At 32.0% G+C, this 16,304-nt stretch carries 14 protein-coding genes; 7 read left to right on the forward strand and 7 right to left on the reverse strand.

What is annotated here, in order from left to right:
• Positions 1-8: 8 nt before the first annotated feature.
• Entirely contained in the window at positions 9-980 is a 972-nt protein-coding gene (locus ABD941_RS10135; RefSeq protein WP_345274017.1) for an NAD-dependent epimerase/dehydratase family protein, read from the reverse strand.
• Positions 981-1,150: 170 nt separating this feature from the next.
• Between ABD941_RS10135 and ABD941_RS10140 the strand changes: the two genes are divergently transcribed.
• Complete coding sequence (locus ABD941_RS10140) at positions 1,151-1,669, forward strand: hypothetical protein (protein ID WP_345274018.1); 519 nt, start codon at positions 1,151-1,153, stop codon at positions 1,667-1,669.
• Positions 1,670-1,681: 12 nt separating this feature from the next.
• On the opposite strand, the gene ABD941_RS10145 is transcribed toward ABD941_RS10140, so the two are convergent.
• The gene (locus ABD941_RS10145; RefSeq protein ID WP_345274019.1) at positions 1,682-2,395 is read right to left on the reverse strand and encodes a hypothetical protein; all 714 of its coding nucleotides are present in this window, start codon (positions 2,393-2,395) and stop codon (positions 1,682-1,684) included.
• Positions 2,396-2,666: 271 nt separating this feature from the next.
• On the opposite strand from ABD941_RS10145, the gene ABD941_RS10150 reads away from it, so the two are divergent.
• Positions 2,667-3,131, forward strand: a complete 465-nt coding sequence (locus tag ABD941_RS10150; RefSeq protein WP_345274020.1) for a CBS domain-containing protein — start codon at positions 2,667-2,669, stop codon at positions 3,129-3,131.
• A 1-nt stretch (position 3,132) separates the two neighbouring features.
• Here the strand turns inward: ABD941_RS10150 and ABD941_RS10155 are convergent, their stop codons facing one another.
• From ABD941_RS10155 to ABD941_RS10165, 3 genes are read right to left on the reverse strand one after another with little or no spacing between them, the layout of a single operon-like run.
• Complete coding sequence (locus ABD941_RS10155) at positions 3,133-3,846, reverse strand: hypothetical protein (RefSeq protein WP_345274021.1); 714 nt, start codon at positions 3,844-3,846, stop codon at positions 3,133-3,135.
• A gap of 1 nt (position 3,847) precedes the next feature.
• Positions 3,848-4,198, reverse strand: a complete 351-nt coding sequence (locus tag ABD941_RS10160; RefSeq protein ID WP_345274022.1) for a hypothetical protein — start codon at positions 4,196-4,198, stop codon at positions 3,848-3,850.
• Positions 4,199-4,211: 13 nt separating this feature from the next.
• Complete coding sequence (locus ABD941_RS10165; protein ID WP_345274023.1) at positions 4,212-4,721, reverse strand: DinB family protein; 510 nt, start codon at positions 4,719-4,721, stop codon at positions 4,212-4,214.
• A gap of 202 nt (positions 4,722-4,923) precedes the next feature.
• Here ABD941_RS10165 and ABD941_RS10170 point away from each other — a divergent pair, with 202 nt between their 5' ends.
• Entirely contained in the window at positions 4,924-5,256 is a 333-nt protein-coding gene (locus tag ABD941_RS10170; protein ID WP_345274024.1) for a single-stranded DNA-binding protein, read from the forward strand.
• A gap of 99 nt (positions 5,257-5,355) precedes the next feature.
• Here ABD941_RS10170 and ABD941_RS10175 read toward each other — a convergent pair whose 3' ends face one another.
• Positions 5,356-7,170 carry a hypothetical protein gene (locus ABD941_RS10175; protein ID WP_345274025.1) on the reverse strand — a complete coding sequence of 605 codons (1,815 nt, stop codon included), beginning with the start codon at positions 7,168-7,170 and terminating at the stop codon, positions 5,356-5,358.
• Between the two features lie 297 nt (positions 7,171-7,467).
• Here ABD941_RS10175 and ABD941_RS10180 point away from each other — a divergent pair, with 297 nt between their 5' ends.
• Positions 7,468-10,059 carry a phosphoenolpyruvate carboxylase gene (locus ABD941_RS10180; protein WP_345274026.1) on the forward strand — a complete coding sequence of 864 codons (2,592 nt, stop codon included), beginning with the start codon at positions 7,468-7,470 and terminating at the stop codon, positions 10,057-10,059.
• A 156-nt stretch (positions 10,060-10,215) separates the two neighbouring features.
• Positions 10,216-10,842: an aminoacyl-tRNA hydrolase gene (gene pth / locus ABD941_RS10185; RefSeq protein WP_345274027.1), complete on the forward strand. Its 627-nt coding sequence runs from the start codon at positions 10,216-10,218 to the stop codon at positions 10,840-10,842.
• 58 nt (positions 10,843-10,900) lie between these two features.
• Here pth and ABD941_RS10190 read toward each other — a convergent pair whose 3' ends face one another.
• Positions 10,901-13,936, reverse strand: coding sequence for a zinc-dependent metalloprotease (locus ABD941_RS10190; protein ID WP_345274028.1), 3,036 nt, complete (start codon positions 13,934-13,936; stop codon positions 10,901-10,903).
• A gap of 84 nt (positions 13,937-14,020) precedes the next feature.
• On the opposite strand from ABD941_RS10190, the gene ABD941_RS10195 reads away from it, so the two are divergent.
• Together ABD941_RS10195 and ABD941_RS10200 are read left to right on the forward strand one after the other, a co-directional pair.
• Entirely contained in the window at positions 14,021-14,956 is a 936-nt protein-coding gene (locus ABD941_RS10195) for a bifunctional riboflavin kinase/FAD synthetase (protein WP_345274029.1), read from the forward strand.
• Positions 14,949-16,265, forward strand: a complete 1,317-nt coding sequence (locus ABD941_RS10200) for an HTTM domain-containing protein (protein WP_345274030.1) — start codon at positions 14,949-14,951, stop codon at positions 16,263-16,265. The genes ABD941_RS10195 and ABD941_RS10200 overlap by 8 nt, the downstream gene beginning before the upstream one ends.
• Positions 16,266-16,304: the final 39 nt, after the last annotated feature.

A 16,304-nucleotide genomic window follows, 5' to 3' on the forward strand; every position in this document is an offset into this window, starting at 1 on the left:
ATATACAACTAATCTGACTGCCTTAAAATACCGTTATATTTTTTGTTGAGCTGAAAAAGCATCTCTTCTGTAATATCTTCTAATGAAAAGGCGTGTTTCCATTTCCAATCATGTCTGGCATAGGAATCGTTAATATTTTTAGGCCAACTGTTGGCTATGTCTTGTCTATAATCTGGTGTGTACTTTATTTCAAACTCCGGGATGTGGTTTTTAATGGATTCTGCAACGTCTTTTGGCGTAAAACTTATGGCTGCAAGATTGTATGACGACCTAATTTTAATAGTGTTTGATTTGGCTTTCATAATATCAATTGTCGCTTTAACAGCATCATCCATAAACATCATTGGAAGCTCGGTATCTTCTTTTAAAAAACAATCGTAAAACTTATCGGTTATGGCCTTATGGTAAATTTCAACGGCATAATCTGTCGTACCTCCTCCTGGTAATGTTTTCCAACTAATAATACCTGGATAACGCAAACTCCTTACATCTACATTATATTTATTATGATAATATTCGCACCAGCGTTCTCCTACTTGTTTGGTAATTCCGTAAACTGTTGATGGTTCCATAACGGTGTATTGCGGGGTGTATTCCGTTGGGGTTGTAGGACCAAAAACCGCAATACTGGAAGGCCAAAACACTTTTTTAATAAACTTAGCTTTGGCAAGGTTTAATACATGAAATAAGGATGACATGTTTAAATCCCATGCTTTCATCGGGTATTTTTCACCCGTGGCACTTAGCATAGCTGCCATGAGATAAACAGTATCTATATTATATTTTTCAATACATGTTTTAACGCTTGCATAATCTTGGGCATCAACAATTTCAAAAATACCAGAATTAACAATTTCGGTATTGCTATAACTAATATCGCTGGCAATAACATGTTCATCACCATAAATGCTTCGTAACTTATATGTTAATTCCGAACCAATTTGCCCACAAGCACCAATGACTAATATTTTAGAACCCATTTAAAATTATTATTATTAAGGATTGTTCAAAAATAATAAGATTTTATTGATAATATCATATTTAAAAGCTTAAATATTTTTTATTTGATAATTAACTAGCCTTCACTTTTTCAATTAAAAAATAAACTATTACTATATCTTTGCATGATATCAATTTTAATTGAAAACCTATGCATATTAAAACCTTGATTGCAATAAGCTTATTTGTTTTATCCTTTTCATGTAAAAAGACTCAAGATAACATGTCTGATGTAGCTGTGGAGCAAAACAAGAGTAAGGATTTAACTGAAAAAGACATCGCAACTATAAAGTATGCTGAGTATGCTTTAGATTTAAAAACTGAAGACGCCATACAAGACTGGGCAGAATATTTTCAACTCCAGGATATTATTACAGAGGTTAAAAAAGGGGATTTAAGTTATTTTAGTGACAATGAAGAGGTTATTAAATTACTTGTAAAAGAATTTAAGAGCAATATTCCTGCACACATTAGTTCTCCATCTATAACTGCAAGAGTTTTAGTATTAGAGACCAAGCTTTATAAGCTTGAAAGTTTATCAAACTTATCCACAACTAGTAAGGAGGAACTTTTAAATACCATTAAGGCGTTTTTTGTGGCTTTTTCCAATCTCAACCTTCAGATGAATAAAAAGATAGAATTTGATAGTCGCTCTATTGAAAAACCATAAATAGCTATAGTATTAATTTTTAGGTTCTGCTGCTTCAGTTTGTAATACTTGTTTTTGTCTTAACAGCTCGTTTTTTGTAATCTGGATTAAATTAAAGTTAGGTGCCGTTTTTAAGGTAGCATCTAAAATATCAACCGCAGCATCAATATTTGCTTTTTTATCTTTATTATAAACATTTACTGCATTTAAATACATAAATGCTGATTTTAAAGGGACTTCGTAAGGGGTTTGTGTTTCATAAAAAGCTTTCTTCATATCATCTTTAGCATTTGTTAAACCATAATTAATATGTTTTTCGGCTTCGGCTAAATTCTGAATTTGCAAATTAAGTTCTGCTAATTCATAGGCTATTAGGGCATTTGGGCTTCTTTTAAATAACACTTCAAAAAATCCAATGGCTAATTTAGGTTGCTTAACAGCTTTTAAAGCTATAGCCTTAACCTCAATGGCTATATCTGAATCCGTAGCATTGTTTTCAATTCCAATCGTGTTAAGTGCTTGCATATATTTATTTTCATTCATATATATGTAAGCTAAAGTATCTTTTCTTGCTTGTGAAGGCGACAATATATTTAAATGAGTCATCCCATTTATAATACCTTGCACATCGCCTTGAGACTTCATTTGCTCGCAATACGCTTCATAATGTTTTAGTAATTCTGAGTTCGTTTGAGCACTCATCATAAAACCACTCACCAATAAAACCAATCCAAATAATTTTTTCATTTTAAATATTTATTTTTTTGTGGGCTAAATCTATAAAAAATTAACATTCTAAATTCATAAAACCATGCTAATTTTTTTTGAGTGTTGTGAATATGCTTATTTAATTAGAAACTAAAAAACCAAATATCTTTAATAATTTTAAAGGATTTTAAGCTATTGATAACCAGTTTACAAAAACCTGAACATCATAATTCACCAAGCTTAAAAGCCGACCTTTTTAGGAAATCTAAAAATAAATAAGTATATTTAAGATTAACAAATTTAATAAATTATGGGAATAAAAAGTTTTCAAGGGGCTAGAAGACAGCAAAACACAACTGATGACACCTCTTTAACAGTTAGTGATTATATGACAAGGGATTTGATAACATTTACTCCAGACCAGACTATTGAAAGTGTTATGCAAGCTTTAATTAATAATCGCATTTCTGGTGGTCCAGTAGTTAATGAAGAAAGTGAATTAATTGGAATCATTTCTGAAAGCGATTGTATTAAACAAATTAGTGAAAGCCGCTATTACAACATGCCCATGCAAGATATGACTATAGAAAAGTACATCACTAAAGATGTAGATACTATTGATGGAAATATGAATATATTTGATGCTGCCAGTTTATTTGCCAAAAGCCCTAGACGCCGATTCCCTATTGTAGAAAACAGCAAATTAGTTGGTCAAATAAGTCAGAAAGATGTACTTAAAGCCGCTATGAAGCTTAAAGGACAAACCTGGAAGTAATTTAAAGTCTATGATTTACATACAATAAAGCTTTTGGTTCGTCAGTAATTAAAAGCTTTTCTTTTTTTGTGCCCTCTAGTGTTACTATTTTCGAATACGAGTAGCCTTTTACAGCTTCATTTAAAACTTTCCATTTAGCAATTCCTTTTACAGCAATAGGCTCATTTAATTCTATAACTCCTTCTGTGTACCGAATGGTTTTATTTATCCCTAAAATACCGGTGCTTTTTTTATTATGTTGTTTTAAATAGGCTTCTAGTTTTCCATCAGCATCGTTTCTAAATCCAGAATTTTGTTTATAGTCTTTTACTAAAAAAAAGCGTCTCATACTTTTTTGTATAGCCGACATTTTAACAATTGCCATTTCTGAACTACTTTCAATAAAAAAATCCTGAGCGTTTTCATCGTTTATTATTTTGTTCCATCTTTTATCGCCTTTTATTTCTACAACCACATGATAGTATACACATAACCTACCACTTAAAGGCGCTGTTAAGGGTTCGTTTACATGTTTTGCCTTCCCTATAATTTTGGCATATTCGTTTTCTCTAATACGGCTAATAGACGTCTTTCTGCTTTTTTTGAACTCGCGGAGCATAATTCTTTTATTACTGAAATAATTGGCAACAAATGCGATTATTCCAAACGCTAAAAACATAGCTGCTGGAATTAAAACATTAGAATTTTCTTTTAGAATTGATAAAACATCTTCCATATTAGCTTTCTCGTTTTACTAAAGCATAATAATCCCCTTCTAAAGGCAAATACCCTTGATCATAAACAAAATAGTAAACAGTTCCTGCTTTTGTTGTATATATGCTTGTAAAATAATTAAAATCGAAACCCACCTCAATAAGCTTAGCCCTTGATGTTTTTGTTTTTTGATTTGGATTAAGCATTTCCAAAATTCTATAATTTTTACGAAGCCTGTTGTTTGTATTACGAATTAAGTTTTTACTATCCTTATTTACCTTATTATTATAAGCATTACGGCAGCCATCACTACAAAACTTTTTGTCAATTCTGCCAACAATTTTATCGTCGCACTCTAAGCATTGTTTTTCCATAATTATTTATTTTTTACCAGTCGCCTGCATACAGCAAACTTGTTCCACTTTTTCCTTTTAAGTAACCATATTGATATCTTAAAATTTGCCTTATATGCAAATAGTCATGTGCCAACCAATTTGTTAGAAATAATTTAGCAGAAAGTTCGCCAAGTTCCGGATGCTTTACAGCGTGTTTCCAATTTTTATTATTTAATGATTTTAGCCATTTTATGGAAGTATCTCGTTCCAATAAAAACGCCTTTAAGGTTTCTTCGTAATTTTTAGAAATATAGACACGTTCAACAACCCAACCTTCTGGGTTTATGGGTGTCAATGCTTTGGAAGGGGTTTCAAGAGCATGTTTTACACGAGTCCTAAAATCTTCACATTCTTCGTCCAATAAATGACAAACAATTTCTAACAAACACCATTTTTTAGGTTTTGGTCGCCATAAATACTGACTCTCAGTTTTATTACTAAGCAGATTTTGAAAAACTTTTTGATTGTTTTCCAATTGTTGTATTATAGCTTTTAATTCCATATTTCTCAATGAATATGGACAAAGGTATAAAAATATTATTCGTTTACAAACGACTACAAACATTTACAAACGATTTTAAATAAGTAACAACCGAATATATTTTGGTTTACATTTCATCTTTGCAATGTCGAAACATAAGAACTCGATAGTATTAACTGTTTAACATGTCTGCCGGCATAGGCAGACCTTAAAAATTAAAATTATGAACACACTTAGAAACAAAGTACAGTTGATTGGTAGATTAGGACAAGATCCTGAAATTATAAACTTTACCGATGGTAACAAAATGGCTAAATTTTCACTAGCAACAGATGACAGCTACAAAGACAAAAGTGGCAACAAAATTGAACGCGCTTACTGGCATAACATTGTTGTAAAAGGTGGTTTGGTAAATGTCGTTGAAAACTATATTGAAAAAGGCAAAGAAATTGCTATTGAAGGTAAATTAACAAATAGAAGTTACGATGATAAGGATGGAAATAAACGATACATTACTGAAGTTGTTTGTAGTGAACTACTCATGCTTAGTAAATAACATATTAGTATATTACTATTTTTAAGCGAGGCTTCTATTTGAAATAGAGCCTCGCTATTTTTTTACATTATCTACATCAAAACCGTTATGCAAAAAAAATCAGTGTTTAAGCTTTAATTTTAAATTCTGGATATCTAATTGAATTTGATTCAAGATAGCATAACTTTGCTCTAAGTCCTTTAAAATAGCTGTTTTAACATCTTCAAACGTGTTTTTAACCTCTTTGAACAAGCTTTGATAATACAAAACACCAGCTTTCATATTATTCGTAAACGTTTGCAAATATTTTTCTTCTTTCTTGTTCATAGAAAGTTTAGCGGTTTCCAATTTATCTTTTAAAAAATCGATATAAATGTATAATTCTTTAACAAATAAGTTTGGGCGATCTGCCCTAGACACCATATTGGCTCTTCCGTAAATATGATCGGTAATATTTGCCAGACTCATAACTTTAGAATAATAAGCCATATTCGGTCCAGGGCAAACAGAAACACCTTGGCCTTCAACTTTAGTGTCCATATTATATGCCAAGAGAGCAGAGGTTCCTAAGCCAACACAGGTGCACGATTTTACAATAATGTTGTTGTATTCTTTTTGATATTGATCAGGCGAAAGGTTTTCAAGCTCTAGGTTTTTTAGTTTTAAATGTTGGTATTCTCTGGATGCTGTACAAATCCCAGTTTCTTTAAACTCCTTATTTAGTGCTACAAACTTTTTTGGACAAGAGCTTCCTGGTCTCCCTTTGTCAATTAAAACTTGTTTTTCAGCATCTTTTGTATTGTCTCTGAGATTATTAAACGGCACACCTAATGGAGATACATCACTTAAATACAAGTCATTTTCTTTAGCCTTTGCTAATTTTTTTAGTGTATGCTCATCAACTGTTGTTGCTTCTGGAACTAATAAAAAAGGACTCCCCCAACCTACAGAATCTAAATTGTAATGATCTAATAAAAAGTTATGTTCCTCTTCTGTTCCCACACCACCTTGAGCTGTTATTTCAATAGACAGTCCATTTGTTGGGATAGCACGATTTTGATTTAAAAGTTCTTGATTTAACACCTCTTGAATCGTACCTCTCAACGCATTACGTTTTTCTTTAAATTCTGCTAAAACCGGACCTAAAAGATAACCATCTGTAGCAAAAGCATGTCCGCCACAGTTAAGTCCAGACTCAATTCTGTATTCTGAAACCCACAAGCCTTTTTTTGCTAAAAACTTTCCTTGAATTAATGCTGACCTATAGTCGCTAACCTTTAAAATAATACGTTTTTTAAAAGCTCCGTTCTCATCTGGAAAAAAATCATCAAACTGCCCCATATAACTATACAATCTCGGGTTCATTCCTGCCGAAAGCACTACTGAAGAATTTAATTTACTATTAGCAAACCCTCTTAAAGCCGCATGGGCATCATTATATTCTACAGCTAGTTTTTTGTCTTTCTTATAATTATCCTTATCAACTTTGGTCATAATATTAACATCAATATTTCCCATAGTTAAATTATTGATAGCCCATTTTTTTACATCAGAAAAATGAAAATCTTTTGATGTTAATTTTTTAAATTCCGACTTAATTTTAGAGTTACTAGGAAGCATATTAATATATGCGAATAGTTCATCACTTTTTTCAGAAGTCATATGCTTTAAAGACTCAAATTTTTTATCAGCTAGATCACTTATTAAATTTAAATACGATGTAATTCTTTTTGCTCTAAAATCATCTATCTTATCTGTAATTTCATTATATGGAATTTCAAATTTCTCGCTATACATTTTTCTTAATTTCTCTAGAAGAATATCATCGACTAATGAAATCACGGAATCCATACCATATTGCGCCACTTTTAAAGGCGTATCGATTGTAAAACCAATACCCATAACTGGAATGTGAAACGAATGTGCTTTTTTCATACTTACTAGTTTACGCCATTTAGTTTTCAATGGCATTAACCAGCAAAGATATTATGGCCAATAAGTATAGAACATGATAAATATCATACTCTGAATTATTGAATTCTGTATTAAAAAGCAAAAATCTTCTTTTTTAGCAGTGCATGCATTAGAAAGATACAGGGATAGGTGCTATTTTTTTTAATTATTCTTAATTAGAATTCATCAAACAACAAAAATTGACAAAACTTTAAAATGACTGCGCTCCTTAATTCAAGCTTCACTATTTTTATCGTTAATTTTCAATAGAACAATACCATGTCTGTAGAGCCAAAAATAAATCGATTTAATCAAAATGTGTTGTCAAAATATCAAATATACAACAGTATATTCATGACCTTACCTTTTGATTCTGTAACTAAAACCGGAGTTTTACTTCCTTTATTTCATGAAACTTGTAAAAAAGGATTTGAAAAAGGCGACGACCCTACTACCATTGTTGAATCCTTTTTTAAAAAATATCAGGCACGTAGAAATAAAGAAAGTCAAATAAACCTGCTTTTTAGGTTTATTCAATATATTGAAAGACAAGTGGTTTTGTTTGATGCCATTGAAGATGTTGCTTTTCCAATAGTAAACAACATGGATGGCATAGGTACTTTAAGAAACCTTAAAGGCAAAGCCATTGCGGATAACACATTAGAAGAACTACAAAATTATCTTGAAGAATTTAAAGTCCGTATTGTTTTAACAGCGCACCCAACACAATTTTACCCAGGATCTGTTTTAGGAATTATTACAGATTTAACAGCTGCAATAAAAGAAAACAACTTATCTGAAATTCATAATTTATTTGGTCAGCTAGGAAAAACACCTTTTTTTAAACATAAAAAGCCAACACCTTATGACGAAGCTAAAAGCTTAATTTGGTATTTAGAAAATGTATTTTACAAGTCGTTTGGAGAAATTTATAATTACATTCAAACCAATATTTATGCTGATGGCAAAAAGCATAATGAAATTATAAACATTGGATTTTGGCCAGGTGGCGATAGAGACGGAAACCCTTTTGTAAAACCAGATACCACATTAAAAGTTGCCAGAAAGCTTAAAAAAGCTATACTTAAAAAATATTATGCTGATCTAAAAAACCTAAGAAGAAAGCTTACTTTTAGAGGCGTTGAAGAACGCATTGTAAAATTAGAAACTATACTCTATAATTACAGTATAAATTTAAAAGCTAAAGATGCCATTACATCTAAAGAACTTATTTTAGAGCTACTAAGTATAAGAAACCTGATTGTAGAAGAACACCAGTCATTATATGAGAATGAAATAAATAACCTAATTAATAGAGTGCATCTCTTTGGTTATAATTTTGCATCCCTAGATATTAGACAAGATAGTAGAATTCATCATTCTGTATTTACTACGGTAATAGATTACCTCATTAAAACAGGAAATTCATCATTCCCAGATAATTATCATGATTTATCTGAAAGTGAACAAATTGAAATTTTATCAAAAGCAAATGATACGATTACAGATTTAGATGTGTTTAAAGATGAAATCGTATACAACACCTTAAAAACTATTTCTATAATTAAAGATATTCAAAAAAGCAATGGCGAATTGGGAGCTAATAGATACATTATTAGTAACAATCAAACGGCATTAAATGTCATGCAACTTTTTGCTATGCTAAAAATAGTGGCGTTTAAAGATGACTTAACAGTTGATGTTGCGCCTTTATTTGAAACCATTCCTGATTTAGAAAACGCACCTGGTGTTATGGAACAGTTATATACCAATCCAGAATACATGGCACATTTAAGAGCTAGGGGTAGCAAGCAAACTATTATGCTTGGTTTTTCAGACGGCACTAAAGATGGCGGTTATTTAATGGCGAATTGGGGGATTTATAAAGCTAAAGAGTTGCTTACCGAAATGTCTAGAAAATATGGTATTACTGCTATATTTTTTGATGGTCGTGGTGGACCTCCAGCTCGTGGCGGGGGAAAAACACATCAATTTTACTCGTCTTTAGGTCCAAATATTGAAGACAAAGAAGTACAACTGACTATTCAGGGACAAACGATTAGTTCTAATTTTGGAACTTTAGAATCCTCACAATACAACCTTGAGCAATTAATAAGTTCTGGTATTAATAATAGAATTTCTGGAGAGCGCAACAAATTGTCAGACGAAGACCGATTGGTCATGAATGACTTAGCAGAAACAAGCTACCAAACCTATAAGGATTTTAAAAGTCACCCTATGTTCATTCCGTATTTAGAACGTATGAGTACTTTAAAATACTATGCCAAAACCAATATAGGTAGTAGACCTTCAAAGCGTGGCAATTCTGATAGCTTGGTGTTTTCAGATTTAAGAGCCATTCCTTTTGTTGGGTCCTGGAGTCAACTAAAACAAAATGTTCCTGGATTTTATGGTGTTGGTACAGCTTTAAAACTATATGAAGATCGAGGGGAGTTTGATAAAGTTGAACAGCTTTACAATAACTCTAAATTCTTTAAAACCCTGTTAGAAAACAGTATGATGTCTTTAACCAAATCATTTTTCGATTTAACAAAGTACATGTCTAAAGATGAAGAATTTGGAGATTTCTGGAATATCATTCATACCGAATATACGACAACCAAAAGATTGCTCCTTAAACTAACAGGTTATAAAGAATTAATGGAAAATGAACCTTCAGGAAAGGCTTCTATTGAGGTTCGAGAATCTATAGTATTACCGTTATTAACTATACAACAGTATGCCCTTAAAAAGATTCAGGAATTAGAAAAAGCAGGTGTTGATGATGATGATGATGAAAAGAAGATTTTTGAAAAAATTGTAACACGTTCTTTATTTGGTAATATTAATGCCAGTAGGAATTCAGCTTAAACGATTTTTATAATATACATAAAGCAAGCCTTCATTTTATTATGAAGGCTTTTTTATTATACCATTAGATAAAAGCATTGCCACACCTAATGAAATATGATTAAGCATTTATGTATTATTCCAGATGCTTTTTTATTTTTACAAAAATAAAGGTTTATGTGTCAGTTTTTAACTCGATTATTTATAAAGAAAAAGCATTTAGAAGTACAAGATTCTATGAAAAAATATTTAATAGTAGGTTTGGGTAATATTGGCGAGACCTATGAAAACACACGCCATAATATAGGATTTAAAGTATTAGATTATTTAGCTGCGCAAGAAAGCTTATCTTTTGAAACCCAAAAACTAGGCGATATAGCGACTTATAAGTTAAAAGGCAGAACTTTTATATTATTGAAACCAAGTACATTTATGAACTTGAGTGGCAAAGCTGTACTATATTGGCTTACCAAAGAAAAAATTCCTTTAGAAAACCTATTGGTTATTACTGATGATTTAAACTTACCATTTGGAAGTATTCGTTTAAAAACAAAAGGAAGCGATGGTGGACATAATGGTTTAAAAGACATTCAAGATAAATTAAACACTACAAAATACAACCGTTTCAGATTTGGAATAAGTGATACTTTTAGTAAAGGAAGACAGGTCGATTATGTTCTTGGTACCTGGACCGATGAAGAAAATAAAAACCTGAAAGAACGCTTAGAAAAATCCATAGCACTTATTAAATCTTTTGCTTTAGCTGGAATTAATAATACCATGAATACTTTTAACGGGAAATAGGAACTAATAAAAGTGTTAAAAACACAAAACACCTTATTATCCTAAATAACGTTTTAGCTTACTTGATTACAATTTTCTTGGTGGATCGTCTCATACCATCACTTACAATTAAAAGATATAAACCTGATTGCACATTATTTAAAGCTATTTGCTCTTTAAAATCGCCAGTAGCTCCGTATCTAGTTTCATAAATAATCCGACCGCTTATGTCAAAAATTTTAGCCTGTATATCCCGTGATTTAGAACCACTAAGTTGTATTGTAAACGCACCAGAATTGGGATTGGGATAAACCATGAAATTTTCAAAACCAAACTCTTCAACCGATAATGTGGGCATAATGTTAAGTGTGTAATCCTCAACTTCTCCATCAAAACCACTTTCACAGAAAGCAGGTAGTCCATCATCTTTATATTTTGTAGATACTCGCATAACAGTATTTCCTAAAACAGCATCAACTGGAATAGTAATTGAAAATGGTGAATTAAACGTAGAACCATTTAAAACATCTGTCGCATCCCCTAAATCATATTCTTCACCAACATCATCAAAACTACAATTTTGATTCCAGTCTACCCATACTTTAGTGTTAGTTGTAAAATCACCATCTGTATTAACGTTTACAGTTAAATTGTATGCGCTATTTCTATTTACATTTGTTGGGCTTGAGGTATAATCGCTAAAACCAGAAGGTTTTCCGGAGGCCTGATTAATGGTGTTAAAATTTACCAATGTAGTACTGGTGTTATACTCTGTATTGGCAACAGAGAGACATTGCCCATTAAAGAAAGTTAATTCTACATTTTTATTTTTTACAACAGATGAAGGTATTGAAGTTCCTATTATGGAAAGTGGATAATTGCCTAATGCAACCCCATCTAAATTACTAATAGTCATAACAACGTTTCCAGAACTACTTAAATTTGTTGGTGAAAAAGAAACTGTTGAAGCTCCTGGTGTACCCGAAGCACTAAATACCGTGTTTTCGGAAAAGCCGTTAACGGCTACATATTCAAAATTAAAAGTAGCGCTAGTATCACCACAATCTATAGGTGTTAAAGTTTCTTCAACTATAAAAAAATCTGGATTTGATGAAATAGAGAAGTTAAAATCGGAAACATCATAAAAAATGTTATTAACCGCTTCTATTAATAATCTAGCATTACTTGTATCCGGCATTGCTGGCACTGTATAATTAAAAGAACCATCGTTTGGGGTATTAGATACAATAGTAGTTGGAAATGTTGCCCCGCCATCCGTCGATAATTTAATAGTTACATTTTGGCAATTTATTGTACCATTAGTGGTTTGTCCAACCACCCATTCAATAGTTTGCATAGCACCTTGAGCCCAAGATACAGGATTGGTCATGGTAAAAGGCATTACATCTTCCACCGTAATTTGCATCGTATCATAGCTAGATTGACCGCCAGTAGCTGATGATGGATCCCTATCTCTTACCGTTAATGCCCAATTTAAATTTCTTGCAACTGTAGATACTGTTTCCCAATCACTTCCTAATGCTGGATTGGTTTGGGTGGTAAGTCCCGCCAAAACACTACTAAATTTAGGAATATATCTGTCTGGTGAATTTGATGGTGGTAATGATCTGTTTGTTGAGCCAGAAGCTAATTCTGGACCAAAATTCAAGTAATTGGTTATACCGCTATCAATTTGTTCCCAGCAATAGGTTAGGTTATCACCGCCATCACCATCAGTAGCCGAACCTTTTAAAACATAAGCTGTTCCTTTAGGAATGTTATAATTACTTCCTGCATTAGCACTAGGAGGGTTATTAGATATAACCTCAGTAGTCTGGCAAGCTTTTGTGTCTACATTATCTAATATTTGCTTAATGCTATGATAATGAAAATAATCATCGCTATTTAGCTCAACATTATTAGCACCTTCAATTCCTGCATAAGCCATTACGGTTGTCCCACTACCTGGTTCCGAATTAACCCCTGTACCTTCGCTATCAAATGCCCATGTATGATTAGCACCCATTTGATGACCTATTTCATGGGCTACAAAATCTATGTCAAAGGTATCCGTTTCTGGAATACCATTTGAAGGCGACGTATATGCGCTTCCTTTTAAATTATCTTGACATACGCAACCTATACAACCCGCATTTCCGCCACCACCAGTAGCTCCAAAAAGATGCCCAATATCATAATTACTCTCGCCTATTACGTTAGTTAAAGTTGTTTGAAGTTCTGAGTTCCAAGCGCCATCAGCACCACTACTCGCTGGGGAATATGGATCGGTACCAGCATTATTATATATAACTAAATTATTATTGGCAATAAGCTCAAAAGTAATTGCCATATCGGTTTCAAAAACCTCATTAACTCTATTTATTGAGGCATTTATTGCCGCTAAAGCATCAACTATAGCATTGCCATTTCCAGCATTACCATCATCATGATAAGCGGTATATTCAGAAGTTGTGGAAACAGCTAATCTAAATTTTTGTAAGGTTTGATTATTTGCACCACCTTCATTGACTTTTGAACTCCTACTATTACTTTTGTTGAATGTTTCGTTTAGTTTATCTAAAGTTTTACACTCAAACCTATTCGCTATAGAACTTCTAGCACTTTTATTGTAAAGCACATATGTATTTGAACCTTTTGCAACAGGTTGCATAAACACAGTTGGTTTCCCTACACTAGAAATCATAGTTTGAACACCTTGTGGTGATACACTCATACGTAAACGCATACCTGAATTATTTGTGCTAACACCAACATATGATTTTATCTGCGGGTACTTTGCAGCAAGCTCTGGAGCAAATACAGAAGTCTCATAAATTTTAAAAGATTCCATGTTTCCATCAATTGCAGGAATGGAAACAATTGTGCTTGCCTTTTTAATTTTAGCACCTCTTAAGGTTGCTGAAGCAGTGCTTTTTTTAAACGACAATTGGTCTAGTTTAAAAACATGCGCTTTACTTTTGTCTATATAAAATTTTGATAAATTTTCGATTTTTTTTGTGCTTTCAACTTTCTTCCATGTAGAATTTTGGGCAAAACCTGAAAATACGAACAAAAGCATTGCAATTGTTAAAACATAATGTAGTTTTGTTTTCATAAACAACTATTTTGGGGCGATTTATTAAGTCAAATATAATAAATCTAATTTTTTAAAGTCAAATTAAACAATTTAAGCCATTAAATGAGTCAAGTAAAAAAAATAGAAGCTTACAAATCCATTAATCCAACTGTTGTAACTATTGGCACTTTTGATGGTGTTCATATTGGGCATCAAAAAATCATTAAACGCTTGATTAACAAGGGAAAACTTGAAGGTTTACAATCTGTAATACTAACCTTTTTTCCACATCCGCGTATGGTATTACAAAAAGATTCTAACATCAAATTAATTAATACCATAGATGAACGCCATGACATTTTAGACGATTTAGGCTTAGATTACTTACTTATTAAAAAGTTTACTCATGAATTTTCAAGGCTTACTGCTGAAGATTTTGTAAAACAGATTTTAGTGGATAAACTTAACGCTAAAAAAGTAATTATTGGCTATGATCATAGATTTGGTAGAAATAGAAATGCTGATATTAATGATTTAAAAGATTTTGGTATAAAGTATAATTTTGAAGTTGAAGAAATAACAGCTCAAGATATTAACGATGTAGCCGTTAGTTCAACAAAAATTAGAAATGCTATAAATCAAGGTGATATAAGAAAAGCAAACATCTATTTAGGGTATAATTTCATGCTAAACGGTCTTGTAACTAAAGGGAAAGGTTTAGGCAGGCAATTAAACTATCCAACGGCAAATATTGATATTAAAGAAGATTATAAAATCATTCCAAAACAAGGATCATATATAGTTAGCGCTACTATTAAAGGGACTCTAGTTTATGGCATGATGAACATAGGCATGAACCCTACCGTTAATGGTAACAAACAAACTATTGAGGTTCATTTTTTTAATTTTGATGAGGACATTTATAACGAAAACATTCAAATAGAATTATTGCATCGTATTCGAGATGAAAAAAAATTTGAATCTGTTGAAGCCCTAAAGTTACAACTCGCAAAAGATAAAGAAACAGCATTAGATTATATCACTAAACACCATGCATAATCATTGGTTTTTTAAACATATTGACAATTCATCATTAATAGTTTTCAGGATTATTTTTGGATTGCTATGTTTTTTAGAATCGATTGGTGCTATTTTTACTGGTTGGGTAAAACGCACACTTGTAGCTCCCGATTTTACCTTTTCATTTATTGGTTTTGAATGGTTACAACCACTTCCGGGCAACGGTATGTATTACTATTATGCCATTATGGGCGTTTTTGCAGTGTTTATAATGATAGGTTATAAATATAGATTGACCATGATTAGTTTTACGCTCATGTGGTCTGCAACGTATTTGATGCAAAAATCATCCTATAACAACCATTACTATTTGTTGATGCTTATTAGCAGTATTATGGTGTTTCTTCCAGCTCATAAATACGCTTCAATTGATGTAAAACAAAATCCAAAATTAAAAAGTATATCCATGCCCCAATGGTGCAGGTGGGTTATTGTGCTACAACTTTTTATTGTTTACACTTATGCTTCTGTAGCTAAGCTTTATCCAGATTGGTTAGACTCTTCGGTTATAGAGCTCATGATGAAGACTAAAAAAGATTATATCATAGTTGGTAACTTACTTCAGAAAAAATGGTTGCATTACATATTATCATACGGTGGTATTTTATTTGATGGTTTAATTGTACCGTTATTGTTATTCAAACCAACAAGAAAGTATGCCTTTATAATATCTATTTTCTTTCACTTGTTTAACTCGTTTATATTTCAAATAGGTATTTTTCCTTATTTATCATTGGCATTTGCCTTATTCTTTTTTCAACCAAAAACCATTCAAAAGCTATTTCTAAAAAAGAAACCATTTTATAATGCCGAAGCGGTTATTGTTCCTCCATTAAAAGCGCCTCTAATTTTAGTGTTTTCAATTTATTTTATAGTTCAAATAGGCTTACCGTTACGCCATCATTTTATAGAAGACAATGTACTTTGGACAGAAGAAGGCCATCGCTTATCATGGCGCATGATGCTAAGAGTAAAAGGTGGTTACACCTCATATTCGGTGGAAAACAAAGAGACTGGCAAACGCTTTTCAATTAAAATGAAAGATTATTTATCATCAAAACAAGTACGTACAGCAAGTACAAAACCCGATATTATTTGGCAGTTTAGTCAACGTTTAAAACAAAAATTTAAGGATGAGGGTCAAGATATTGCCGTATACGTAAATTGTAAAGTAAGTGTAAACGGAAAACCTTATAGAACATTAATTAATCCAGAAGTAGATATCGCAAATGTAGAATGGCATGCCTTTAAACATAGTGCTTGGATTTTACCTTCAAAACAGGAGTGATTATCTACACAATTCATTAAATTTGTCCCTTAAATTTTT

Origin of the sequence: Flaviramulus aquimarinus (genome assembly GCF_039543205.1) — a bacterium.
GTDB classification, from domain to species: domain Bacteria; phylum Bacteroidota; class Bacteroidia; order Flavobacteriales; family Flavobacteriaceae; genus Flaviramulus_B; species Flaviramulus_B aquimarinus.

Bases quoted from the DNA above. Each gene is read 5' to 3' on its own strand.
- ABD941_RS10200 (WP_345274030.1), top strand. From the start codon at position 14,949: ATGCATAATCATTGGTTTTTTAAACATATTGACAATTCATCATTAATA.
- ABD941_RS10175 (WP_345274025.1), bottom strand. From the start codon at position 7,170: ATGAAAAAAGCACATTCGTTTCACATTCCAGTTATGGGTATTGGTTTT.
- ABD941_RS10135 (WP_345274017.1), bottom strand. From the start codon at position 980: ATGGGTTCTAAAATATTAGTCATTGGTGCTTGTGGGCAAATTGGTTCG.
- ABD941_RS10180 (WP_345274026.1), top strand. From the start codon at position 7,468: ATGTCTGTAGAGCCAAAAATAAATCGATTTAATCAAAATGTGTTGTCA.
- ABD941_RS10165 (WP_345274023.1), bottom strand. From the start codon at position 4,721: ATGGAATTAAAAGCTATAATACAACAATTGGAAAACAATCAAAAAGTT.
- ABD941_RS10160 (WP_345274022.1), bottom strand. From the start codon at position 4,198: ATGGAAAAACAATGCTTAGAGTGCGACGATAAAATTGTTGGCAGAATT.
- ABD941_RS10145 (WP_345274019.1), bottom strand. From the start codon at position 2,395: ATGAAAAAATTATTTGGATTGGTTTTATTGGTGAGTGGTTTTATGATG.
- ABD941_RS10140 (WP_345274018.1), top strand. From the start codon at position 1,151: ATGCATATTAAAACCTTGATTGCAATAAGCTTATTTGTTTTATCCTTT.
- ABD941_RS10195 (WP_345274029.1), top strand. From the start codon at position 14,021: ATGAGTCAAGTAAAAAAAATAGAAGCTTACAAATCCATTAATCCAACT.
- ABD941_RS10155 (WP_345274021.1), bottom strand. From the start codon at position 3,846: ATGGAAGATGTTTTATCAATTCTAAAAGAAAATTCTAATGTTTTAATT.
- ABD941_RS10170 (WP_345274024.1), top strand. From the start codon at position 4,924: ATGAACACACTTAGAAACAAAGTACAGTTGATTGGTAGATTAGGACAA.
- pth (WP_345274027.1), top strand. From the start codon at position 10,216: ATGTGTCAGTTTTTAACTCGATTATTTATAAAGAAAAAGCATTTAGAA.
- ABD941_RS10190 (WP_345274028.1), bottom strand. From the start codon at position 13,936: ATGAAAACAAAACTACATTATGTTTTAACAATTGCAATGCTTTTGTTC.
- ABD941_RS10150 (WP_345274020.1), top strand. From the start codon at position 2,667: ATGGGAATAAAAAGTTTTCAAGGGGCTAGAAGACAGCAAAACACAACT.